The organism is Bacillus safensis FO-36b, assembly GCF_000691165.1.
GTDB lineage: Bacteria > Bacillota > Bacilli > Bacillales > Bacillaceae > Bacillus > Bacillus safensis.
In genome coordinates this window covers 276029-298673 of the sequence record NZ_ASJD01000003.1, presented here as the reverse complement: position 1 = coordinate 298673, position 22645 = coordinate 276029, and the positions used below count along the sequence as shown (strand labels likewise).

The following is a 22645-nucleotide window of genomic DNA, read 5'->3' as shown; positions in this document are numbered from 1 at the left end:
TTTTGAACGTATCGTATCTGCATTGCAGAAGCGATGTGTTATTCTTGATCCTCTTTTTCAAATGTCAAAAGACCAGCGTCAATTTCTTCTAGTGCTTTGCCTACGAATTTGTAAGACTTTGTGTTTTCAATCTGCTGATCTTGATGGATCTGCATTTCACGTGCACGGCGTGCCGACACTGTTACAAGTGTATATTTTGAATCAAGTTTGTTCATCAATGAGTCAATTGAAGGATCTAACATGGTTTATTCTACCCCCAGCATTTTTTTATATCTTGGTGCGACTCTGTCTCTGCGCAGGTGTTCTGCAAGGACGATCGCTTTAATTCTTTCACAAGCAAGCTCGACATCATCGTTTTCAACGACATAGTCGTAAGCATCCATCATTTCAATTTCTTCTTTCGCAGCAGCCATTCGGTTTCGAATGAGCTCCTCAGATTCTGTACCGCGAGTAATGATACGGTTTTGAAGTTCTGAAAGACTAGGCGGTGCAAGGAAAATAAAAAGACCTTCCGGGAATGCTTCTCTTACTTGAAGTGCACCTTGCACTTCAATTTCAAGGAAAACATCTTTTCCTTCGCTTAATGTCTGTTCTACATAGTCAACAGGCGTGCCGTAGTAATTCCCGACGTACTCTGCCCATTCTAACAGCTTTTTGTTTTCAATCATATGTTCAAATTCTTCCCTGGTTTTAAAGAAATAATCGACACCATTTCTTTCACCTTCACGCGGTTTGCGTGTCGTCACAGAAATAGAGTATTCAAATTTCGTATCTTCCTGGGAGAAAATGGCTTGTCTGACCGTTCCTTTTCCAACTCCCGAAGGTCCAGAGAGAACGATTAAAAGTCCTCTTTCTTTCATAATGGCGTATTACCCCTGCCCTTCATCTATGATTTCTTCTTTTACAGAAAGTCTTTGCGCGACAGTCTCAGGCTGAACGGCAGATAAGATGACATGGTCACTGTCCATAATGACAACAGCACGGGTTCTTCTTCCGTATGTAGCATCTATGAGCATGCCTCGATCTCTTGCGTCTTGTATCATTCGTTTAATCGGTGCTGATTCCGGACTGACGATCGAAATCATCCGATTCGCTGAAATGATGTTTCCAAATCCGATATTGATCAACTTTATGGTCATCTTCTTTCGTCCCCCTGTAATATAAACGTCTCTAGTCTCGCCGAAAGAGACGCACTGTAAACAGCATACACAATGACTATTCTATATTTTGCACTTGTTCTTTTATTTTTTCAATAGCACTTTTCATTTCAACCACCAGCTTTGTTAAATGGTGATGGTTCGCTTTTGATCCAATGGTGTTCACTTCACGGTTGAGCTCCTGTACAAGGAAGTCAAGTTTTCGGCCGGCAGCACCGCCTTGCAGCAAGATTTGCTGAAACTGCTGAAAATGACTTTTCAGTCTCGTAATCTCTTCTGTAATGTCACACCGGTCAGCAAAAATGGCAGCCTCTGTCGTTAGTCTGCTCTCGTCAAGCGCCTCTCCGATCCATTCTTGCAATCGCTGATTCAATCGTTCTTTGTACTGACTCACAACCTCTGGTGCAAAGACTTTGATTTCTTCTGTATAGGCCTCTAGTTCAGAAAGCCTCAGTTCACAGTCTTTTTGAAGTGATGCGCCCTCTTGCTCTCTCATGAAGCAAAGCTCCTTGACAGCAGCCTCGCAAGCTTCCATCAGCAGCTGCTCTAACTGTTCATTTCGGCTGGCTGACTCTTCCACTTGAACGGCAAGCTCCAGCCCCAATAAGTCATGTGCATGCTGAATGCCTGAAATGTGATAGCGTTCCTCGAGGTCTTTTGCGGCTTTCATGTATTCATCAAGCAGCGGCCAGTCGATCTGTAAGGACCGGCTTGCTAGTTTACCGCCTTCAATCGTGACAAACAGCTCAATTCTACCGCGCTGCACGTGACGAAGAATGATCTTTTTTAATGTATCTTCGAAATATAAAAGCGGCCTCGGCAAACGGGCATGAACCTCTTTAAAACGGTGATTGACCGATTTTAGCTCAACTGACACTGTCAGTTCTCCATCCGTTTTACTCGCTTGGCCGAATCCCGTCATACTGCGTATCATGTCAAAACACCCAATTCTTTCATATTAATAAAATGAAAAAGGTAATAGCAGACACTATTACCTCAAAATTATACCATAATCAATTATTTTTTTCTTGTCAAAAGTGATCCTGCCAGTAAAAAAGTTGGCAGTGCTGACATCCCAATGATCAGCAGCCAATCAATTGGTGCAACCGCCACCGTTTTGAAAATCGGCTGAAGCGGCGGGTAATAAATGACCACAAACATGAGTAAAAGTGATGACAAAACCGCACCGATCAAATAAAGGTTCCCAAATGGATTACGTTCAAAAATGGACCGTTCACTGCGGCAGTCAAATACATGAATGAGCTGCGCCAAAACAAGCGTACTAAATGCGACAGTCTGTGCATATTGCAGATTGTTTGGATCGCGGTGATACACAAATATAAATGCCAAAAGGGTCGCAAGCCCGATGAGGAATCCTCTTGAGATGACCTTCCAGCCAAGCCCTCTAGCAAAAATGCCCTCTTTCACATTCCGCGGCTTTCTCTTCATGACATCGCCTTCTGGCTTATCCATGCCAAGTGCCATAGCCGGCAGACCATCTGTGACAAGGTTTACCCATAAGATTTGTATAGGAACGAGCGGAAGCGGAAGCGCGAGGAGCATCGCAAACAGCATGACCAAAATTTCTCCGACATTTGATGCCAGCAAATAACGGACAAACTTACGAATGTTTTCATAAATATTCCGGCCCTCTTTAATGGCGGATTTTATGGTCGCAAAGTTGTCGTCAAGTAAAATAAGAGAAGACGCTTCTTTGGCTACGTCTGTTCCAGTGATGCCCATGGAAATGCCAATATCTGCTTGTTTAATGGCAGGCGCATCATTGACCCCGTCACCTGTCATCGCCACAACATGACCATTTTTTTGATAGGCTTTGACAATTCTCAGTTTATGCTCAGGGGAAACCCGGGCAAAGACGTATACATTTTCAGCCGTTTGCTCAAGCTCTTTGTCGCTCATCTGATCAAGCGCTTTTCCGTCGAGCACCTGTCCTTGCTTCGGTAAAAGGCTTAAGTCTTTGGCAATCGCTTTGGCCGTTTCTACGTGGTCGCCTGTAATCATGACCGTTTTAATCCCGGCATCCCGGCACTCTTTAATCGCTCGTCTGACTTCAGGGCGCGGTGGATCGATCATGCCCTCTAACCCGATCAATGTTAAATCGGTTTCAGCCTGCTTTACAGAGGTGATTTTTTCCGTCAGACCGACTTTTTTATAGGCAATGGCAATGGTTCTAAGCGCCTGTCTTGCTAAGCCTTGAATTGCAGCTTCTGTTTCTTGCCTGTGAGTGGCTGAAAAAGAAGCTGTGCGCCCGCCGTGCATGATATGACTTGAACGGTTCATTAGTACATCCGGCGCACCTTTTGCAATGACATACCGCTCTTTTTGATTCGTTTCAACGACGACTGACATCATCTTTCTTTCTGAATCAAAAGGAAACTCCTCAATGACATGAAATCCAGCTTCGATGAATTGCTCTGTAAAACCCGCTTTACGTGCTGCGGTGAGAAGCGCCCCCTCTGTCGGATCTCCATCAAGCCTCATCTCCCCGTCTTTTTCAACGATGGTCGATGTATTACAAAGCGCCCCGTATAATAACACCTTTTGCAGGCTTGGGTGCTTGTCAGCATGGACGATTTCTCCGTTCAAGGTAAAGTCACCGGATGGCTCGTAGCCTGTGCCAGAAATATTCCACGTTTTCCCCTCTGCCCACACATGGGTCACGGTCATTTTATTTTGCGTCATCGTTCCTGTTTTATCTGAGCAAATGATTGACGCGCAGCCGAGTGTTTCCACCGCGGGGAGCTTTCTGACAATCGATTTTTGTTTGATCATCCGCTGCACCCCTAGGGAAAGTGCAACAGTGACGATCGCCGGCAGGCCTTCTGGAATCGCCGCAACAGCAAGAGATACTCCCGCTAGGAACATATGATACAATTCATGTCCTTGCACAACCCCGAGAACAACAACGAGCACCGTTAAAAATAAAGCAGCCACAATCAGAATTTTCCCAAGCTGCTCGAGACGTCTTTGCAGCGGCGTTTCCATGTTACCTGCTGCATCCAGCATGCCGGCAATTTGTCCCATCGCCGTATTCATCCCTGTACCAATGACAATCCCTACGCCGCTGCCTCTAGTGACAAGCGTCCCCATAAAGGCCATGTTCGTCAAATCTCCGAGAGAGACATGACCGCTTGAAAGCGGACTTGCGTGTTTGACCGCTGGGATGGACTCACCAGTGAGAGCGGACTCCTCGATTTCTAAGCTCTTTGTTTCTAGTAATCTAATATCTGCCCCAATCCGGTCTCCGCTTGAAAATTTCACAATATCCCCTGGCACGAGATGTTTAGACGGGATCTTGACCCATTCATTATTTCTCCTTGCATACACGTGCGGAGTTGATAATTCTTTTAACGCTTGAAGGGATTTTTCCGCCCGGCGTTCTTGATAAAAGCCGAGTACACCATTAATTAAAACAATGGCTACAATTGCAACAGCATCAATGTATTCTCCTAAAAAGGCAGAAATGATTGTTGCTGCCAGCAAGATTAACACCATGAAATCTTTAAACTGTGCTAAAAAAATGATCAGAGCCGACGCCTTTTTTCCTTCCTGCAATTCATTTGGCCCGTGTTTTTCAAGCCGCTTTTGTACATCTTTTTCTGACAGTCCGTCACCTATCGATGTATTCATTGTTTTTAATAAATCGGTTTGGTTCAGTTCATGCCAATTCATTTGACCTCGTCCACTCCTCTTTTGTTCTCTCTCATATGCAGTGTTCTATAAGCCAGTTTATTCAGACTCGTCCTAAATCATGCTATAATAATAAGACTGCCTAAAGAACGAGAAAACGGAAGGTTCTTTCAGTAGATTTGTGTGAAAGAAGAGGGTGTATCCAACATGTCATTTGACGGCATTTTTACATATGGTATGACAAATGAATTGCAAGAGACTTTAACTGGCGGGAGGATTTCAAAAATCCATCAGCCATATAAACACGAGCTGATTTTTCATATTCGGGCAAACGGGAAAAATCACAAGCTGCTTTTATCGGCTCATCCGAGCTATGCGAGAGTGCAGCTCACAGAGCATCAATACGACAATCCAAGCGAGCCGCCGATGTTTTGTATGCTGCTCAGAAAGCATCTTGAGGGTGGCTTTATTGAACGTTTTGAACAGATTGGGTTTGACCGGGTGATCGTGCTTCATGTGAGAAGCCGAAATGAAATCGGTGATGAACAGACGCGTAAGCTTTACATTGAAATCATGGGACGTCATAGTAATTTGATTCTTGTAGAGGATGGAACGCAGCAGATCATTGATGGTTTAAAACACCTTTCTCCATCTGTGAACAGCTATCGAACGGTGCTTCCTGGTCATGAATACCTTCTGCCGCCTGCGCAGCAAAAATTGAATCCTTTTGACGTGACAAAGGATGATATTTTGAAGCATTTACGCTTTCAAGAAGGAAAGATCGCGAATCAAATTGTCGATACCTTCTCTGGGGTTTCCCCGCTGTTTGCAAAGGAAGCAGTACACCGGGCCGGCCTTGCCAATCAAGAAACAATTCCAAATACACTGCTCGACATGTTCCAGCTCATTCGCATGCATTCTTTTACGCCGCAGCTCACAAGAAAAGACGGGAAAGAGTATTTTTATTTATTAGAGCTTCAGCATGTCCATGGCGAGATGAAGACATTCGACTCACTCAGCCAGCTGCTTGACCGCTTTTATTTCGGAAAAGCTGAGAGAGACAGAGTCAAACAGCAGGCGGCAGACCTTGAACGATTTGTCGTCAATGAAAAAAAGAAAAATGAAAACAAGCTGAAAAAGCTAAAAAGAACACTTGAAGAATCTCAAGATGCACACAAATATCAGCTCTATGGTGAGCTGTTAACAGCCAATTTATATGCGATTAAAAAAGGGGATAAAGAAGCGACTGTCATCAATTATTACGATGAAGACGGCGGAGAAATCACGATCCCGCTCAAAACAAATAAAACCCCTTCTGAAAATGCACAGGCATATTTCACAAAATATCAAAAGGCAAAAAATGCTGTAGAAGCTGTAAATGAACAAATTAAGCGGACACATGAAGAAATTGCTTATTTTGAAGAGCTGATTCAGCAGCTGTCCTCTGCTTCGCCGAAGGATTTAGAGGAAATGAGAGAAGAGCTTGTTGAAGGAAAATATTTGCGCGCCAAACAAAAGCGCCACGCCAAAAAGAAAAAACCGGCGGCCATTCAGCTCGAAACGTATGAATCGTCCCAAGGCATACCAATTTTAGTCGGAAAAAACAACAAACAAAACGAGTATTTGACTACAAAGGCAGCTGCTCGTGATGATATTTGGCTGCATACAAAGGATATTCCTGGATCACATGTCGTCATCCGCCACCAAGCACCTGATGAACAAACGCTGCTTGAAGCGGCTCAAATTGCCGCCTACTTCTCGAAGGCAAAAGAGTCCGGCTCCGTTCCTGTCGATTATACGAAAATCCGGCATGTGAAAAAACCAAACGGAGCAAAGCCTGGCTTTGTTACGTATGATCAGCAGCAAACATTATTTGTCACGCCTGACGAAGATCTTGTGCTCAAGCTGAGAAAATAAATAAAAAAGCCGATAAAATCGAGGGTCAGTCCCCGATTTTATCGGCTTTTTCTTTGTCGTTTTTTTCTTTCGATGTAAAGGGCATCAAGTGCGTCAATATCCTCTTCTTCAAGCAAGGATTCAATTGCCGCAGCCAATTGTTTTGTCCGGGCGGGGCTTGCACCGCTTGTAGAAACTGAAATCGTCACTTTTCCTGCTTTGACAACCTTCGGCACCATCACATTGCCGAGCTCAGATTGGCTCACACAATTCACGAGCTGGTGAGGCTGTGCTGTTTGTGCAATCCATTCATTTACCGAAGGGTCGTTTGTAGCAGCAACAATGAAAAACGCATCCTTTAAATCTTCAGCGTCTACTTTCTTTTCCTTCCAATTGAGCGCATATGTATCAATGAGGCGTTCCATCTCTTCAGAAATATTAGGACTCACAACGGTTATCTGGCAAGACTCCGTACACAATGCCTTTGCTCTTCTTAACGCGACAGATCCGCCGCCGGCGATGACCACTTGTTTATCGGTTAAATCAAGATGGACTGGAAGCATGGATTTCTCCTCGGAAACGAAACGCATCGTCTTTGTTTAAAATGGTTTCTTGCACGCGTTCAATATAAGCCGATTTGACATGCGGATGAAAGCCAATATACCGGCATACCCGGACATCTTTCAGCCGCTTTCTCGCCTGAGCGGCTTCACTTTCAATTTCTTTCATTAAAATCCCCGTAAACAGCAAGTAAGGAACGAGATAGACAGGCCCATCGTCATCTGCTGATAACTGCGCGAGAACATCTCGATAATTTGGCTCACATGCTGTAATAAAACACGGAAGAACCTCTGCATGCGGAAGCAGATTTCGGACATCGTCTGCAATGCCAAACACATCTCGCTTCACATCCGGATCAGAGCTCCCGCGGCCAATTAAAAGAATCCGCGCGCGCGCGCCTTGATATCCTGCTTCTTCAATTCTTGCGGCAACCGCTTTTGTTACTTCTTGATTCACGCCGATTGGCTTTCCATATGTGACCTTCACTTGCGGGAAACGCGCATGCACTTTCTCAATTTCGACCGGGATATCCGATTTGGCATGCATGGCAGTTAAAAGGAGGAGCGGGACGATTGCAATGTGTGTCGCTCCTTTTTTCACACAGGCCTCAAATCCTTCTTCTATAGAAGGGTCCGTCAGCTCTAAAAAACAAATTTCTTGTATATCTGCTTTCACTAACGGCATACAGCTTTTCATAAAAGAAATGGCCTTATCTTGTGCTTCTTTTACCCTGCTTCCATGCCCAACATAAAGGACAGCTTGTTTCATGCGGCTCCTCCCTCTCACTTGTTTTCATCAGACGAAAAGACACGATGTATGCACGTGTCTTTTCTCTATCATTCTCATTTCTCAATGAATGCAGGTTCAAACCAGTTCAGCTTTTGATGAAAATGAACGACATCTCCAACAACAATTAAACTTGGATGCTCGATCCCTTCTTTTTCAACGGTTTCAGACAGTGTCGCCACCGTGCAGCACGTTGTCTTTTGCCTTGTTGTGGTTCCCCAGTGTATAAATGCAGCAGGTGTTTCTGGGTCCCGTCCATTTTTCAAAAGCAGGCGCTGCACTCTTTCCACGTTTTTGACACCCATGTAAATCACAAGAGTATCAATCCCTGTAGCCAGCGCCTCCCACTTTTCTTCAAAATGTTCATCCTTTTGATAGTGACCCGTGACAAAAGCAACATTTGAGCTGAATTCACGATGTGTCACAGGGATGCCCGCATAAGCAGCCGCTGCAATCCCAGAAGTAATTCCTGGGACGACCTCATACGGAATTCCGTGCTCAGCTAAGCATTCGATTTCTTCACCGCCGCGGCCAAAGACAAAGGGGTCGCCGCCTTTCAGCCGAACGACAACGTTCCCTTCCTTTGCATGAGCCACAAGCGCTTCATTGATAGCTTCCTGTCTCATTGTATGATGATTTGGCAGCTTGCCGCAATAAATCAATTCCGCCTCCGGTTTGGCATGGGCGAGAATTTCTTGATTGACAAGACGATCATATAAGATGACATCTGCCCGCTGTATCGCCTTATGGGCCTTTAATGTTATTAAATCTGGGTCACCGGGTCCAGCACCCACAATGTATACTTTCCCCATCTTGCTTTTCTCCCCCTGCCATCAGGCGATTATTTCGTTGTTCCTTTTACATAATCAACAAGACGCTGTTTAGATTCCTCACGGGATAATTCCCCTGTATCTAATACGAGCTCAGGCGCAGCAGGCTCTTCATACGGTGAATCGATTCCAGTGAAAAACGGAATTTCACCGTTTCTCGCCTTTTTATATAACCCTTTTGGATCACGCTCTTCACACACGTTCAGATCACATTTGACAAATACTTCGTGAAATTCCCCATCTTCGACCAACTGTCTGACAGTGTGGCGGTCTTCTTGAAATGGAGAAATAAAAGCAGTGATGACAATCGTCCCTTGCTCCACAAATAATTTTGCTACTTCTCCGATCCGGCGGATGTTTTCTTTTCTGTCATCATCTGAAAACCCTAGATCTTTATTGAGTCCGTGCCGCACGTTATCGCCGTCAAGAACTGTGACTTGGTAGCCTTGTTCAAACAGCTCTCTCGCGGCTGCATTCGCGATCGTTGATTTACCTGACCCACTTAGACCTGTAAGCCAGATAATGCCGCTCGTATGATTGTTTTTCTGCTGATATTCTTTTTTTGTAATTGATGAATCATGCCACACGATATGTTCGTTGCTCATGTCATACCCTCCCATTAAGATACCGTCGTTTTTAATCCTTCGATTAATGTTTCAATGACTTCTTTTCGGCTGAACGTGCTTGGTGGTAATTCACCGTTTCTCAGCATTGTTCGAACCTTTGTACCTGAAAGAATGACATGCTCGCTTTTGTCGTGAGGACACGTTTTTGGAGTGGCCATCGCTTCACATGTATTACAGTAGAAGCTGTGTTCAAATTTTAATGGAGTAATGCCGATTTCTTCGCTTGTAAATTGATCAAATAGTTCCTGCGCCTCGTATGTGCCGTAATAGTCACCAACACCTGCATGATCTCTTCCAACAATAAAATGGGTGCAGCCATAATTTTTCCGCACTAGCGCATGAAAAATGGCTTCCTTTGGTCCAGCATAACGCATTGCAGCAGGAAAAACACCTAAAAAGACGCGGTCTTTTGGATAATAACCGTCCAATAATACTTGATAGCTTTTCATTCTTACATCTGCCGGGATGTCGTCAGATTTTGTTTCACCGACAAGCGGATTTAAAAATAAACCATCGACTGTTTCCAGTGCTGTTTTTTGAATATATTCATGAGCACGATGAACAGGGTTTCTCGTTTGGAAACCAACAATGGTTTTCCAGCCGTTATCTTTAAAATGACGTCTTGTTTCTTCTGGCTCATACGTAAATTGAGGGAATGGTTTTTCACTGCGTTTCGTCAGTGTAATTTTTCCGCCAATGTAAGTATCGCCGCGTTCAAATAATTTTTTCACGCCTGGATGATTGCGGTCATCTGTTTTATAGACATTCACCGCTTCTTTTTCTTTATCTGGTGTGTATTGATCCTCTACTTCAATGACCCCATATACAGTTCCATTGTAGGATAAGCGCACGATATCGCCTTGATGGATTTCCGCCGCCTTTTCTTTTGTCACTGGCAGTGTAATAGGAAGAGACCAAACGACACCACTTGCTAGCCGCATACTGCTTACAACTGCTTCATAATCAGCTTTTGTTAAAAACCCTTCAATTGGACTATATCCGCCAATTGCAATGAGTTCAAGGTCTGCAAAGGAAATCGCATCTAGTTCAATTTCCTTCGCAGCCGTGCTGAGATCATATTCTTCATTTACTCGATTAATTAATACGCCACCATGTGGTGTTAAACTCATTTGTTCATCTTCCTCTCAATGTTCATATTTATTAGATGTTAATAGTCGGATTTATGGTTAAATCCCGCCGCCCTGTTCATGAATAGAGCTGCTTTCATTTTTGACTGCCTTCATCAGACTCAGCGCACCAAGTGAGGCAAGCAGTACACTCATCATGATAAAGATAGAGTAATAGTCTCCTTTTAAGAAAAGGCTCACAAGCAAATACGAGAGGCTGAGTGATAAAAAAGGTGAGACCACCCATACTTTCAGCATTTTTTTCACAACATGTTTGTGAAAAATGTTAGGCCCGCCTTTTGCCATTCCAAGCCCGATGATAGACGAGGAGGTGATTTGCGTAAGTGGAACGGGCAGCCCAAAAATAGAGCTGACGATGACAAGCCCGGCACCGGTACTCGAAAGTAAAATCCCTTCGCCTGTTTGATAGCGGGTAATTTTCTTTCCGTTTGTTTCCAGCACTCTTCTGCCTAGCAAGAGGGCCCCTGCTGCGACGAAGATTCCGCCGTAAAGTGTTCCCTGCCCAACAGACAAAACGCCTGAAGCGACGAGCGGGCCGACAGCATTTGCCACATTGTTCATACCGGCTGAAAATGCCTCTAAAAATCCGCTGAGGATTAATACGACAGATAAAATAGCTGTGCCTTTTTTAGACAGCTTCCGTTTAGGGAACATTCTGATGATTTTGACGACAGCAAAGGTAAAAAGAAAGGCAAAAAGCGGGATGATGACCCAAAATGCCACAATCACTAAAATGGATTTCACAAACAATACTTTATACGCGACTGCCACACCAACCACAGCCCCTACTGTGACCTCACTTGTTGATAAAGGAATCGCCATGAGATTCGCTATGAAAAGTGATAGTGCAGCAGAACCAATGATAATACAAACGATTTCAAGTGTAATGACTGATTCTGGCATAATACCAGAGCTGATCGTTTTGACGACCTCGCCGCCGCCAATCACTGAACCTGCTAAAATTCCCACTGCACAAAAACTGAGTGCATAAATGGGCTTTTGAATGGCACCTGATCCATACGCAATGCCCATAGAAGCAGCTGCCCCGCTTGCGCCTATGTTTAAAGCAAAGAATAGACTAAATAAAATTGCGGCGATTTCCATACGTTATGCTCCCTTACTCATGTAATCCGCACTCTGTCTTTGCTGTTCCTGACCATCTGCCAGAACGCAGATCATCTGCAGTAAATGCTGGCTGTGTACACGGTGCACAGCCGATACTTGGATATCCTTGGTCATGCAGCGGATTATAAGTAAGTTCCTCTCTAGATGCATATCTCCATATGTCCTTCCACGTCCAATGGATGAGCGGACATACTTTCACTGATTTGAATTTCTCATCCTTATTTAAGAAATTCGTCCCTGCTCGTTTTGGTGACTGCTCTCTTCTTAAACCGGAAAGCCATGCTGGATAACCAGAGAGAGCTTCTTGTAAAGGAATGACCTTACGCATATGGCAGCAGCTTTGAGGATTTGTTTTCCATAATTCATCACCGTGCTGCTCATTTTGCTGTTCAACCGTCAGCTCAGGCGTTTTCAATACAATGTCTAAACCCGGGTATCTTTCCTTTACCGCATCAATTGTGTCGTATGTTTCCTTAAAATGCAGACCTGTATCTAAAAAGACAATTCTCGCATCTTTTTTTACTTTTGCAATCAGATCAATCAGAACGATGCCCTCGATGCCAAAGCTGCACGCATACACGAGCTGGTCACCATAATGACCGTACGCCCATTTCAGTACAGACAGGGCTCCTTTATACAAATCATCCTCTTGAAATGTAATGGACGGCTCTTGCCAATTTTCATAAGTTAACATGATTTCTCCCCTTCCGGAGTACCGCTCATATTGCTAATTTCCGCACTACTTCAATCTAATTTTTTCGTTTTTTTCCACTTGAATCACTTGACCGTCCTGAACAATTAACGTAATTGAACCGAATTTCATATCCCCAATCAGTTCTTGCATATGCTTTACTAAGTCCTCATCCTGATTTTGTTTCACTTCCATCTCCTCTTCCTCCTCACCGTTAAAATAAAAAAACTTTCTTTCAGTCCGAAAGAAAGATGAGGAAGCTCACGATTTCCTTATCTTTCAAAATAGAATCATTTTGCAGGAAGTAGCACCTTGCGAATCGCAGGTTGCCGGGTTTCATCGGGCCAGTCCCTCCACCTCTCTGGATAAGAGTTTCAATTTGTCTTAAATATTAACACAATTCAAACAAAAGTCAACCCGACTTTATTGATAGGATTAGTTTTTATTAAAATTTGAGTCTATTTTACTATTTTTACCCAAATAAAAAAGCCGTGCGGGCAAGCACAGCTTTTGTTAACGATAGGAGGCTAAAATGCTCTTCATCCTAGTCCTTTCTCTTCTTTACAGACCGTTTCTTCCATCCAAGATTCAGAGGACGGATCTTGTCTCCAGCGTTTTAGTTTGTTCATCGCAGACGGCTCAATCGCTTTCAGTTCAAGTGCCACGTCTGTCAATGTGTCATAGTCTGTCAGGGTGACATACGGAATATTTTTTTCTTGAAAAGCGGCTGCTGCTTTTGGCAGTCCGTATGTGAAGATTGCGGCGACTCCTAGTACCTCGCAGCCCTCAGCTTGAAGAGCAGCGACCACTTCAAGCACACTGCCTCCTGTGGAAATAAGGTCTTCAACGACGACAACCTTTTGGCCTTTCGATACAGCCCCTTCAATTTGATTTCCTTTTCCGTGTGCTTTCGGCTTACTTCTGACATAACACATTGGGATGTTCAAGCGGTCTGCCGCTAATGCCGCATGCGGAATGCCCGCTGTTGCAGTACCCGCGACAACCTCTGCTCCCTTGAAATGAGTGAGAATCAAATCTTTTAGACCTTCCGCAATGTCGTGTCTGACTTCTGGATATGATAATGTGAGGCGGTTATCACAATAGATCGGTGATTTTATACCGCTCGCCCATGTAAACGGTTCGTCTGGTTTTAATGAGACCGCTTTGATTTGTAATAGATGTTTCGCGATTTTTGATTTCATCTGGCAGTCACTCCCACTCTTTCAAAATTTGATGATAGGCTTCTATTGGTTTATCCGCTTTTGTGATTGATCTTCCGACAACAATTTGTGAAACACCTTGCTCTTTTGCATAGGCAGGTGTCGCCACACGCTTTTGGTCATCAGTTTGATCATTTGGTAAGCGAATACCTGGCGTTACAGTGAGAAAGGAGGGTGAGATATGTTCATGAAGTGCTTTAGATTCATGAACAGAGCAAACAACCCCGTCCAGCCCACTTTCATATGCTAATTGACCGTACCGGATAACAGTCTCTTGCAGCGGACGGTCAATGAGTAATTCGTTTCTCATCATGTCTTCTGACGTACTAGTCAGCTGGGTCACTGCAATAATGCCCGGACGGCTTTGTCCAGCAGGAGTCCCGCTTTCAAGTCCCTCTAATGCAGCCTGCATCATTCGTTTCCCGCCAGCAGCATGCACATTGACCAAATCAACGCCAAGTGCGGCAAGCCGGTTCATCGCTTTTTGCACCGTTGTTGGAATGTCATGTAATTTTAAATCGAGAAAAATGTGGCAATTTTTTTCTTTCAGCTCATCAAGGATGGCAGGTCCTTCTTGGTAAAACAGCTCCATGCCGACCTTCACAAATAATGGTGTCCCTTCAAAGGGATCTAAAAAGGTAAGCGCCTCCTGTCCTGAAGGAAAATCAAGCGCGATGATGGGCAAGTGCTTCATGTTTCCAGCTCCTTCCGATACATTCCTCTACAGATGAATAACCATATGCTGCTAACACATTTGGCAGCTCTTCAATGATTTCCGGACAAATAAATGGATTCACAAAATTGGCTGTACCGACAGCTACTGCACTTGCACCTGCTAGTAAAAATTCAAGTACATCTTCAGCACTTTGCACTCCGCCCATCCCGATAATCGGAATAGAAACCGCTTGACTCACCTCATGCACCATGCGCACAGCGACAGGTTTGACAGCTGGTCCTGATAATCCGCCTGTTTTATTGGCAAGGATGGGTTTCCCCGTTTTTAAATCTAAACGCATCCCAATTAATGTGTTAATCATGGTGAGTCCATCCGCTCCAGCAGCTTCAATCGCTTGAGCAATCTCTACAATATTGGCTACGTTAGGTGACAGCTTGACATAGACAGGTACAGAAGAGACGTCCTTGACTGCTTTTGTTAATGATGCTGCCATATTTGGATCTGTACCAAAGGCGATCCCGCCTGTTTTAACATTTGGGCAAGAAATATTCAGTTCAAGGGCATGAACATTTTTGGCTTGGCTGATTTGCTTGGCTACTTCAACATAATCTTCAACCTGTGAGCCAGCAACATTCGCAATAATAGGCGTATCAAACTGCTCAAGCCAAGGCAGCTCATTTTCAAGTACGCCTTTTAGACCTGGGTTTTGAAGGCCGATTGCATTGAGCATACCGGCTCCTGTCTCAGCTACCCTTGGAGTCGGGTTGCCAAATCTCGGTTCAAGGGTTGTGGCTTTGATCATGATACCGCCCAGTAATGATAGGTCATATAAGGATGCAAATTCTCTCCCAAATCCAAAGCAGCCTGATGCAGGGATAATTGGATTCTTTAAAGATAATCCCGGTAACTCAACGTTTAGCATGACAATGCCACCTCCTCTGCTTTAAAAACAGGTCCATCAAGACAGACTTTGACGTAAGGTTTGTCGAGCTGATCGGTATGACAGACACATGCAAAGCAGGCACCAATCCCGCAGCCCATTCGTTCTTCCATCGAAATGTAGACGGGCTTATCAGGATACGTGTCTTTCAGCGCTTTTAGCATAGGTGTCGGACCGCAGGAGAGCAGCACATCAAAGCTCAGGTTTTGCTCTTTTATCACATCTGTTACAAAGCCTTTAGCACCGTATGTGCCATCAACAGTTGTAATAAACGTATCGCCGAGTGCTTGAAATTTCTCCTCGTAAAATACATCCTTTTTCGATTGAAAGCCGAGGACATGCTTTACGATGACGCCTTTTTTCGTTAAACGCTTGGACAGCTCATATAGAGGCGGTACGCCAATTCCGCCGCCGACTAGTAATGCCGTCTCTCCGGGCTTGACGACTGAAGGATTATACCCGTTTCCAAGCGGCCCTAATACATCAACTGTTTCTCCCTCCCGCTTTTGGGAGAGGAGCTTTGTCCCCTCTCCCTCTGCGCGGTAAATGATCGTTGCTTCTTTTTGCTCGGCATGAATGTTGGCAATACTGATCGGTCTTCTCAGCAGCGGTGTCATGGATTCACTGACCTTTAGATGAAGAAATTGTCCAGCCGTTTGAAAGGAGTCCACAAGGTCACCTTTTAATGTCATTTCGTAAATATGATCAGCGATCTCTCGGTTCGAGACGACCGTCAAGTATGCTTTTTTCATATCGTTACTGTCACCTCAGCATTCGTTTTCACTTCTGGCATTTCATCCGCTCTAAATGTCATGCTCTCAAGCACTCTTAAAATGGCTTCTGCTGTGTCTAGGGACGTTAAGCAGGCCACTCCGTTTTCAACTGATTCACGTCTAATTCTAAAGCCGTCTCTTGCCGGCTGTTTTCCTTTTGTTAATGTGTTGATCACGAATTGGGCTTCCCCGTTTCGAATGACATCGAGAAGATTTTTGCCTTCTTCTCCAATTTTGCCGACCACACTTGATGGAATGGAGGCTTGTTTTAAATAATTCGCTGTTCCTTCTGTTGCTAAAATATGATAGCCGATCGAATGGAATCTTCTTGCGATCTCAAGTCCTTCTTCTTTATCCTTATCAGCCACTGTCAGAAGAACTGTTCCGTCTTTAGGAATTTGAATGCCTGATGCAATCAATCCTTTATATAAGGCTTTTTCGATCGTGACATCTTTCCCCATGACTTCACCTGTTGATTTCATTTCAGGCCCGAGTGTAATATCCACTCTTCTTAATTTTGCAAAAGAGAAGACTGGAACTTTGACGTACACTCCTTCTTGCTCTGTATGAAGCCCTTCTTCGTAGCCATAATTTTTGAGCTTGTCCCCCAAGATGACTTTTGTCGCAAGGTTTGCCATCGGAATGCCTGTAATTTTACTTAAGAAAGGAACCGTCCGGCTTGATCTCGGGTTCACTTCAAGTACATACACTTCACCTTTTGATAGGACAAATTGTATGTTCAAAAGCCCAATAATGTTGAGTCCTTTGGCAAGCTTGATCGTGTATTCTGCGATCTTCGCTTTGATGTCCTCAGACAATGTTTGCGGCGGATAGACCGCAATCGAGTCACCAGAGTGAACTCCGGCTCTTTCAATGTGTTCCATAATGCCTGGGATCACGACAGTTTCTCCATCAGACACGGCATCTACTTCAATTTCTTTTCCTGTCAAATACTTGTCAATTAACACCGGATGCTGCGGATTGACTTTCACCGCATTCTCCATGTAGTGAAGAAGCTCTGTTTCTTGATACACAATTTCCATCGCGCGGCCGCCTAATACATAGGAAGGACGGACAAGGACTGGGTAGCCGATTTGATTGGCAATCGCTACAGCTTCAGGCACAGACGTTGCTGTTTTCCCTTTAGGCTGCGGCACACCGAGTGTTTCCAACGTTTGTTCAAACTTGTCCCGGTTTTCTGCGCGGTCTAGGTCTTCTAGAGAAGTTCCAAGAATTTTAACCCCTCTATTTGATAATTCGTCTGCTAGGTTGATCGCCGTTTGTCCGCCGAACTGAACAACGACTCCTTCAGGCTGTTCAAGGTCGATGATGTGCATGACATCTTCTACAGTGAGTGGTTCAAAGTAAAGCTTATCTGAAATACTAAAGTCTGTTGAGACCGTTTCAGGGTTGTTGTTAATAATGATCGCTTCATAGCCTGCTTGTTTAATTGCCCACACAGAGTGAACGGTCGCATAATCAAATTCAACTCCTTGTCCAATTCGGATAGGACCTGAACCTAATACGATGACGCTTTTCTTGTCAGTCCGTTCTGATTCATTTTCATCTTCATACGTGCTGTAGAAATATGGTGTCTCTGATTCAAATTCTGCTGCACATGTATCCACCATTTTGTATACAGGTACAATGCCTGCTTCTTGTCTTAGCTTGTAGACATCCGCTTCGTTCATATTCCACTCGCGGCTAATGTAGATATCTGAGAAGCCTTTTTCTTTTGCTTCTTTTAATACGTCTGTATTGCCTTTGTTTTCTTTTAATGTCTTCTCAAAGACGATAATGCCTTCCAGCTTATGAAGGAAGAAGTAATCAATTTTTGAGAATTCATGTATTTGTTCGACTGTATAGCCTCTTCTAAGTGCCTCAGCGATATAAAATAATCGTTCGTCTCCCGCTTTGATAATCCGCTTTTCAAGCACTTCATTTGTGATGTCTGCTTCATCTTTTAATTCAATGTGATGCACATCGGCTTCAAGTGAACGTACTGCCTTTAGAAGAGACTCTTCTAATGTACGGCCGATCGCCATGACTTCACCAGTTGCCTTCATTTGCGTACCAAGACGTCTGTTGGCAGATTCAAATTTATCGAACGGCCAGCGCGGTATTTTAGAAACGATATAGTCAAGTGCCGGCTCGAAGGCTGCATAGGTTTTACCTGTGACTGGGTTCATCATTTCATCAAGCGTTAAGCCGACAGCAATTTTCGCTGCCAATTTGGCAATTGGATAGCCTGTTGCTTTTGACGCAAGCGCAGAGGAACGGCTCACACGCGGGTTTACTTCGATGATATAGTATTGAAAGCTGTTTGGATCAAGTGCCAGCTGAACATTACAGCCGCCTTCAATGCCAAGTGCACGGATCAGCTTAAGCGACACATTTCGAAGCAGCTGATATTCTCGGTCACTTAACGTTTGGCTTGGTGCTACAACAATACTGTCACCTGTATGGATGCCGACAGGGTCAAAGTTTTCCATGTTACAAACAACGATTGCATGGTCACCGCTGTCTCGCATGACTTCATATTCAATTTCTTTAAAGCCGGCAATGCTTTTTTCAAGTAAGCATTGTGTGACTGGGCTAAGCTTCAGACCGTTTTCAACGATTTCCTTCAGTTCTTGCTCGTTTGTACAAATACCGCCGCCCGTTCCGCCTAATGTATAGGCTGGTCTGACAATGACAGGGAAACCGATTTGATCCGTGAACGCCATCGCTTCTTCAAGGTTATGAATGATTTCACTTTCTGGTACTGGCTCATTTAGTTCATTCATTAAATTACGGAATAAATCTCTATCCTCTGCTTTTTGGATGGCTGACAGCTTTGTACCGAGTACTTCAACGCCGCATTCAGCTAATACGCCAAGCTCTGATAATTCAACTGCAAGGTTTAATCCAGTTTGCCCGCCAAGCGTTGGTAAGATTGCATCAGGGCGTTCTTTTCGAATGATTCGTGTTAAAAATTCTGGTGTCAGTGGTTCGATGTATACCTTATCAGCCATTTCTGTATCTGTCATGATGGTTGCAGGGTTAGAGTTGACAAGAACGACTTCATAGCCCTCTTCTTTTAGCGCTAAGCAAGCCTGTGTGCCTGCATAGTCAAACTCCGCTGCCTGACCGATGATGATAGGACCTGATCCGATTACTAAAATCTTTTTGATGTCTACGCGTTTTGGCATACTTCTTCCCCTTCTTTCTCAGTCGTATGAATCATTTCCATGAACTGGTCAAATAAGTAGTTTGCATCTTCTGGACCCGGTGATGCTTCTGGGTGGTACTGAACAGTGAATGCTGGTACTTCTTTATGTTTTAATCCTTCAATCGTATTGTCGTTTAGGGCAATATGTGTGACTTCGAGCACGTCTTCGTTAATACTGCTAACCGTGTAGCCGTGGTTTTGAGACGTCAGTGTCACCTTGCCAGTTGCTAGTTCTTTCACCGGATGGTTTGATCCTCTGTGGCCAAATTTCATTTTTTCTGTGCTTGCACCACACGCTAGAGCAAATAATTGATGTCCGAGGCAAATTCCAAAGAGCGGCACCTTTCCAATCAATTGCTGAATCATCTCAACGGCTTCCGGTACATCCACGGGATCTCCAGGTCCGTTTGAAAGCATGATGCCATCAGGCTTTAGCTGCAGCACTTCATCTGCAGTGATGTTGTATGGCACCACAATGACGTCGCAGTCACGTTTATTGAGCTCGCGCAAAATACCGTGCTTCATGCCGAAATCGACAAGGACAATTCTTTTTCCTCTGCCTGGGCTTGGGTACGCATTTTTCACAGATACTTGACTCACTTGATCTGTTGGCAGCTGCAATGTTTGAAGGCGGCGGACAACGTCTTCTACTCGTTCATCAGGTCCTGCAAACGCCCCTCTTAAAGTGCCTGCACTTCGAATCATTCGAGTCAGCTTCCGTGTATCGATTCCGCTCAGCCCCGGAATGTTTTTCATTTTTAAATATTCATCGAGTGAGTATGAAGAGCGCCAGTTTGAGGGCTTTTCACAAAGCTCTTTCACAATCAGCCCTTTTACAAACGGTGTGATCGATTCAAAATCATCACGGTTAATGCCATAGTTGCCAATAAGCGGGTAAGTTAGTGTGACAATTTGTCCGCAGTATGATGGATCAGATAAAATTTCTTGATAGCCCGTCATCCCTGTATTAAAGACAACTTCTCCGACTGATGGTTCTAAGCTGCCAAAGCCTGTTCCTTCGAATACTGTTCCGTTTTCTAGCACTAAGCGTCTCTTCATTTTACTAGTCTCCCCTCTTCATAAACGACTTTCCCAGATGCAAGTGTCATGACCGGCCATCCTGATACAGTCAATTTGTCAAACGGTGTATTTTGCCCTTTAGATAAGAAGCTTGTTTTATCGATTGCCATTTCTTTGTTTAAATCAATAAGTGTGATATCAGCTATGTGCCCTTCTTCAAGCTTTCCGTATGGAAGGGAAAATGCTTCTGCTGGTTTGATTGTCATATAATCAACGAGTTCTTTTAATGTCCATTCGCCTGTTTTGACAAATCGTGTATACAGAAGCGGGAACGCTGTTTCAAGTCCCACAATTCCAAACGGGGCACGCTGCATGGTTTCGTTCTTTTCTTCTTCTGTATGCGGCGCATGGTCTGTTGCGATGAAATCAATCGTTCCATCTAACAGTCCCTCGATCAATGCCTCGCGATCCTCTTTTCCTCTGAGCGGCGGGTTCATTTTATAATTTGTATCAAGACCTGGAATGTCCGTATCACACAACAGCAGGTGATGCGGTGACACCTCAGCCGTCACACGGATGCCTGCTTTTTTTGCATCGCGTACGACCCGCACAGATTCTTTCGTACTGATATGACATACATGATAATGACAGTTCGCTGCTTCTGCTAAAAGAACATCTCTTGCAATATGCACCGATTCACAAATGGACGGTATTCCGTGTAACCCATTTGCTTTTGAAAATTCTCCTTCATGAACGCATCCGCCGTAAATGAGCGAGTTATCTTCACAGTGCGCCACAATCGCTTGATCAAGACTTGCTGCCTGTTTCATCGCTTCGTACATCATGCCTGCTGTTTGGATGCCGACACCGTCATCTGTAAAAGCAAAGGCGCCTGCTTCTTTTAGTGCTGCAAAATCCGTCATCTCTTCCCCAATTTGTCTCGTTGTGATGGAGGCGTATGGCAGCACTCTTACAGATGAGGTCTCTTCGATTCGATTCAACAGCCATTCCATTTGCTCTTTTGTATCTGGAACCGGCCTTGTATTCGGCATCGCTGCAATCGTCGTATATCCGCCTCTTGCGGCTGCTTTAGAGCCTGTTTCAATCGTTTCCTTTTTCTCTCCGCCCGGCTCTCTTAAATGCACATGCAGATCGATCAAGCCTGGTGACACAAATAGCCCTGCTGCATCAATAACCTCTTCTCCGTCTTCTCTTTCTAGGTGACCAATCGCTTGAATCACTTTTCCTTTTACCCTAATATCCTGCTGCACTCTTTCACCTGTGCTTGTTAAGATAAAACCGTTTTTAATGAGATATGACATAGACAGAATCTCTCCCTTTTTGATGTAGTGTGCTATTTTGAAAAGCTCTTTTTAATACGGCCATTCGGATATAAACACCATTTTCCATTTGTTTGAAAATCCTTGACTGCTTGGACTCTACTAATGAATCATCTATTTCAACACCTCTGTTTACTGGTGCTGGATGCATAATAATCGCGCGTTCTTTCATTTTGTTTGCTCTGTCTACTGTTAATCCATAAGTTGATAAGTAATCTTCACTGCCCATTTTTTCAGCGTGCCGTTCATGCTGGATTCTAAGCAGCATCACCACATCAGATTGTGCGATGGCTTCATCTACTTGGACATACGTTCCGTGAGGGTTTTGTTCATCCTGGAAGGAAGCAGGTCCTGAAAAGAGGACTGTCGCTCCCAGCCTCGTTAAAACCTCAGCATTTGATCTTGCCACCCTGCTATGTTTGATGTCTCCATGAATCGAAATCGTTAAGCCTTCAAAGCCGCCAAACTCTTCAAAGATGGTCATGAGGTCAAGCAGTGATTGGGTTGGATGCTGCCCGCAGCCATCTCCTGCATTGATGATGGGAATTCCAACCTTCCCAATCAGCTCGTTATAATATTCATCGGTGCTGTCTCTGATCACACATGCCTTTACTCCGATCGATTCGAGTGTTTTTACCGTATCGTAAAGTGTTTCGCCCTTTTGAACGGAGGTGCTAGCCGCATCTAAGCTCAGGACATTCATCCCAAGTTTCTTCTCTGCTACTTCGAAGCTAAAACGTGTTCTTGTGCTTGGTTCAAAGAAGAGGTTTGCCACAAATTCTCCGGCTAATCCATGTTCTTGTTTCCCCTTTTTGAGTGCAGCTGCTTCTTCAATCAGCTGTAAAATCTCTTCTTTTGATAAGCTGCTCATTGTCGATAAATCATTCATTTTTTCTTCCCCCTCTAGTTTTTCATCACTTTCAGGTTCAAAAAAACCCTAAGCCTCGGCAGCTTAGGGTTCTCCAAAAGAAGCAGCGGCACTTTTGTGCATTCT

The 22645-nt window shown here is 44.3% G+C and carries 22 protein-coding genes and 1 riboswitch; of the genes, 1 reads left to right on the top strand and 21 read right to left on the bottom strand.

Annotated features, from left to right (window positions below):
• Nucleotides 1–38: 38 nt before the first annotated feature.
• From rpoZ to BA81_RS09355, 5 genes are all read right to left on the bottom strand, one after another.
• Complete coding sequence (gene rpoZ / locus BA81_RS09375) at nt 39–242, bottom strand: DNA-directed RNA polymerase subunit omega (protein WP_003211647.1); 204 nt, start codon at nt 240–242, stop codon at nt 39–41.
• 3 nt (nt 243–245) lie between these two features.
• On the bottom strand, nt 246–860 hold the full coding sequence (gmk, locus tag BA81_RS09370) for a guanylate kinase (protein WP_024424214.1): 615 nt from the start codon (nt 858–860) through the stop codon (nt 246–248).
• 9 nt (nt 861–869) lie between these two features.
• Complete coding sequence (remA, locus tag BA81_RS09365) at nt 870–1139, bottom strand: extracellular matrix/biofilm regulator RemA (protein ID WP_008344898.1); 270 nt, start codon at nt 1137–1139, stop codon at nt 870–872.
• 76 nt (nt 1140–1215) lie between these two features.
• Nucleotides 1216–2091, bottom strand: a complete 876-nt coding sequence (locus BA81_RS09360; protein WP_034281735.1) for a YicC/YloC family endoribonuclease — start codon at nt 2089–2091, stop codon at nt 1216–1218.
• A gap of 83 nt (nt 2092–2174) precedes the next feature.
• Nucleotides 2175–4850 (bottom strand): calcium-translocating P-type ATPase, SERCA-type, encoded by a 2676-nt coding sequence (locus tag BA81_RS09355; RefSeq protein WP_034281732.1) that lies wholly within the window; start codon nt 4848–4850, stop codon nt 2175–2177.
• 165 nt (nt 4851–5015) lie between these two features.
• Here BA81_RS09355 and BA81_RS09350 point away from each other — a divergent pair, with 165 nt between their 5' ends.
• Nucleotides 5016–6725: an Rqc2 family fibronectin-binding protein gene (locus tag BA81_RS09350; protein WP_034281729.1), complete on the top strand. Its 1710-nt coding sequence runs from the start codon at nt 5016–5018 to the stop codon at nt 6723–6725.
• A gap of 38 nt (nt 6726–6763) precedes the next feature.
• Here the strand turns inward: BA81_RS09350 and BA81_RS09345 are convergent, their stop codons facing one another.
• The 16 genes from BA81_RS09345 to BA81_RS09275 form a co-directional block, all read right to left on the bottom strand.
• Nucleotides 6764–7267: a precorrin-2 dehydrogenase/sirohydrochlorin ferrochelatase family protein gene (locus tag BA81_RS09345; protein ID WP_034281726.1), complete on the bottom strand. Its 504-nt coding sequence runs from the start codon at nt 7265–7267 to the stop codon at nt 6764–6766.
• The gene (locus BA81_RS09340) at nt 7248–8033 is read right to left on the bottom strand and encodes a sirohydrochlorin chelatase (protein WP_034281724.1); all 786 of its coding nucleotides are present in this window, start codon (nt 8031–8033) and stop codon (nt 7248–7250) included. Before BA81_RS09340 ends, BA81_RS09345 begins: the two co-directional genes overlap by 20 nt.
• Before the next feature lie 74 nt (nt 8034–8107).
• Nucleotides 8108–8863: a uroporphyrinogen-III C-methyltransferase gene (cobA, locus tag BA81_RS09335; protein WP_024426949.1), complete on the bottom strand. Its 756-nt coding sequence runs from the start codon at nt 8861–8863 to the stop codon at nt 8108–8110.
• A gap of 29 nt (nt 8864–8892) precedes the next feature.
• Nucleotides 8893–9486, bottom strand: a complete 594-nt coding sequence (gene cysC / locus BA81_RS09330; protein WP_034281722.1) for an adenylyl-sulfate kinase — start codon at nt 9484–9486, stop codon at nt 8893–8895.
• A gap of 14 nt (nt 9487–9500) precedes the next feature.
• Nucleotides 9501–10637 carry a sulfate adenylyltransferase gene (gene sat / locus BA81_RS09325; protein WP_024426947.1) on the bottom strand — a complete coding sequence of 379 codons (1137 nt, stop codon included), beginning with the start codon at nt 10635–10637 and terminating at the stop codon, nt 9501–9503.
• Between the two features lie 57 nt (nt 10638–10694).
• On the bottom strand, nt 10695–11759 hold the full coding sequence (gene cysP / locus BA81_RS09320) for a sulfate permease (protein WP_034281721.1): 1065 nt from the start codon (nt 11757–11759) through the stop codon (nt 10695–10697).
• A 13-nt stretch (nt 11760–11772) separates the two neighbouring features.
• A complete protein-coding gene (locus BA81_RS09315; RefSeq protein WP_024426945.1) occupies nt 11773–12474 on the bottom strand; it encodes a phosphoadenylyl-sulfate reductase in 702 nt (233 codons plus the stop codon).
• A gap of 45 nt (nt 12475–12519) precedes the next feature.
• A complete protein-coding gene (locus BA81_RS19215) occupies nt 12520–12624 on the bottom strand; it encodes a DUF2292 domain-containing protein (protein ID WP_369810469.1) in 105 nt (34 codons plus the stop codon).
• Nucleotides 12625–12740: 116 nt separating this feature from the next.
• Nucleotides 12741–12843: riboswitch (SAM riboswitch) on the bottom strand.
• 167 nt (nt 12844–13010) lie between these two features.
• On the bottom strand, nt 13011–13673 hold the full coding sequence (pyrE, locus tag BA81_RS09310; protein WP_034281719.1) for an orotate phosphoribosyltransferase: 663 nt from the start codon (nt 13671–13673) through the stop codon (nt 13011–13013).
• Nucleotides 13674–13680: 7 nt separating this feature from the next.
• Nucleotides 13681–14385, bottom strand: coding sequence for an orotidine-5'-phosphate decarboxylase (gene pyrF / locus BA81_RS09305; RefSeq protein WP_034281716.1), 705 nt, complete (start codon nt 14383–14385; stop codon nt 13681–13683).
• Entirely contained in the window at nt 14357–15289 is a 933-nt protein-coding gene (locus BA81_RS09300; RefSeq protein ID WP_034281714.1) for a dihydroorotate dehydrogenase, read from the bottom strand. The genes pyrF and BA81_RS09300 overlap by 29 nt, the downstream gene beginning before the upstream one ends.
• Entirely contained in the window at nt 15283–16059 is a 777-nt protein-coding gene (locus tag BA81_RS09295) for a dihydroorotate dehydrogenase electron transfer subunit (protein ID WP_034281712.1), read from the bottom strand. Before BA81_RS09295 ends, BA81_RS09300 begins: the two co-directional genes overlap by 7 nt.
• Nucleotides 16056–19271 carry a carbamoyl-phosphate synthase (glutamine-hydrolyzing) large subunit gene (carB, locus tag BA81_RS09290; RefSeq protein ID WP_034281710.1) on the bottom strand — a complete coding sequence of 1072 codons (3216 nt, stop codon included), beginning with the start codon at nt 19269–19271 and terminating at the stop codon, nt 16056–16058. The genes BA81_RS09295 and carB overlap by 4 nt, the downstream gene beginning before the upstream one ends.
• Nucleotides 19256–20350 (bottom strand): carbamoyl phosphate synthase small subunit, encoded by a 1095-nt coding sequence (locus BA81_RS09285; protein ID WP_034281708.1) that lies wholly within the window; start codon nt 20348–20350, stop codon nt 19256–19258. Before BA81_RS09285 ends, carB begins: the two co-directional genes overlap by 16 nt.
• Nucleotides 20347–21633 carry a dihydroorotase gene (locus tag BA81_RS09280; RefSeq protein ID WP_034281707.1) on the bottom strand — a complete coding sequence of 429 codons (1287 nt, stop codon included), beginning with the start codon at nt 21631–21633 and terminating at the stop codon, nt 20347–20349. Before BA81_RS09280 ends, BA81_RS09285 begins: the two co-directional genes overlap by 4 nt.
• Nucleotides 21617–22540: an aspartate carbamoyltransferase catalytic subunit gene (locus BA81_RS09275; protein ID WP_034281705.1), complete on the bottom strand. Its 924-nt coding sequence runs from the start codon at nt 22538–22540 to the stop codon at nt 21617–21619. The genes BA81_RS09280 and BA81_RS09275 overlap by 17 nt, the downstream gene beginning before the upstream one ends.
• Nucleotides 22541–22645: the final 105 nt, after the last annotated feature.

Bases quoted from the DNA above. Each gene is read 5' to 3' on its own strand.
- rpoZ (WP_003211647.1), bottom strand. From the start codon at position 242: ATGTTAGATCCTTCAATTGACTCATTGATGAACAAACTTGATTCAAAA.
- gmk (WP_024424214.1), bottom strand. From the start codon at position 860: ATGAAAGAAAGAGGACTTTTAATCGTTCTCTCTGGACCTTCGGGAGTT.
- remA (WP_008344898.1), bottom strand. From the start codon at position 1,139: ATGACCATAAAGTTGATCAATATCGGATTTGGAAACATCATTTCAGCG.
- BA81_RS09360 (WP_034281735.1), bottom strand. From the start codon at position 2,091: ATGATACGCAGTATGACGGGATTCGGCCAAGCGAGTAAAACGGATGGA.
- BA81_RS09355 (WP_034281732.1), bottom strand. From the start codon at position 4,850: ATGAATTGGCATGAACTGAACCAAACCGATTTATTAAAAACAATGAAT.
- BA81_RS09350 (WP_034281729.1), top strand. From the start codon at position 5,016: ATGTCATTTGACGGCATTTTTACATATGGTATGACAAATGAATTGCAA.
- BA81_RS09345 (WP_034281726.1), bottom strand. From the start codon at position 7,267: ATGCTTCCAGTCCATCTTGATTTAACCGATAAACAAGTGGTCATCGCC.
- BA81_RS09340 (WP_034281724.1), bottom strand. From the start codon at position 8,033: ATGAAACAAGCTGTCCTTTATGTTGGGCATGGAAGCAGGGTAAAAGAA.
- cobA (WP_024426949.1), bottom strand. From the start codon at position 8,863: ATGGGGAAAGTATACATTGTGGGTGCTGGACCCGGTGACCCAGATTTA.
- cysC (WP_034281722.1), bottom strand. From the start codon at position 9,486: ATGAGCAACGAACATATCGTGTGGCATGATTCATCAATTACAAAAAAA.
- sat (WP_024426947.1), bottom strand. From the start codon at position 10,637: ATGAGTTTAACACCACATGGTGGCGTATTAATTAATCGAGTAAATGAA.
- cysP (WP_034281721.1), bottom strand. From the start codon at position 11,759: ATGGAAATCGCCGCAATTTTATTTAGTCTATTCTTTGCTTTAAACATA.
- BA81_RS09315 (WP_024426945.1), bottom strand. From the start codon at position 12,474: ATGTTAACTTATGAAAATTGGCAAGAGCCGTCCATTACATTTCAAGAG.
- BA81_RS19215 (WP_369810469.1), bottom strand. From the start codon at position 12,624: ATGCAAGAACTGATTGGGGATATGAAATTCGGTTCAATTACGTTAATT.
- pyrE (WP_034281719.1), bottom strand. From the start codon at position 13,673: ATGAAATCAAAAATCGCGAAACATCTATTACAAATCAAAGCGGTCTCA.
- pyrF (WP_034281716.1), bottom strand. From the start codon at position 14,385: ATGAAGCACTTGCCCATCATCGCGCTTGATTTTCCTTCAGGACAGGAG.
- BA81_RS09300 (WP_034281714.1), bottom strand. From the start codon at position 15,289: ATGCTAAACGTTGAGTTACCGGGATTATCTTTAAAGAATCCAATTATC.
- BA81_RS09295 (WP_034281712.1), bottom strand. From the start codon at position 16,059: ATGAAAAAAGCATACTTGACGGTCGTCTCGAACCGAGAGATCGCTGAT.
- carB (WP_034281710.1), bottom strand. From the start codon at position 19,271: ATGCCAAAACGCGTAGACATCAAAAAGATTTTAGTAATCGGATCAGGT.
- BA81_RS09285 (WP_034281708.1), bottom strand. From the start codon at position 20,350: ATGAAGAGACGCTTAGTGCTAGAAAACGGAACAGTATTCGAAGGAACA.
- BA81_RS09280 (WP_034281707.1), bottom strand. From the start codon at position 21,633: ATGTCATATCTCATTAAAAACGGTTTTATCTTAACAAGCACAGGTGAA.
- BA81_RS09275 (WP_034281705.1), bottom strand. From the start codon at position 22,540: ATGAATGATTTATCGACAATGAGCAGCTTATCAAAAGAAGAGATTTTA.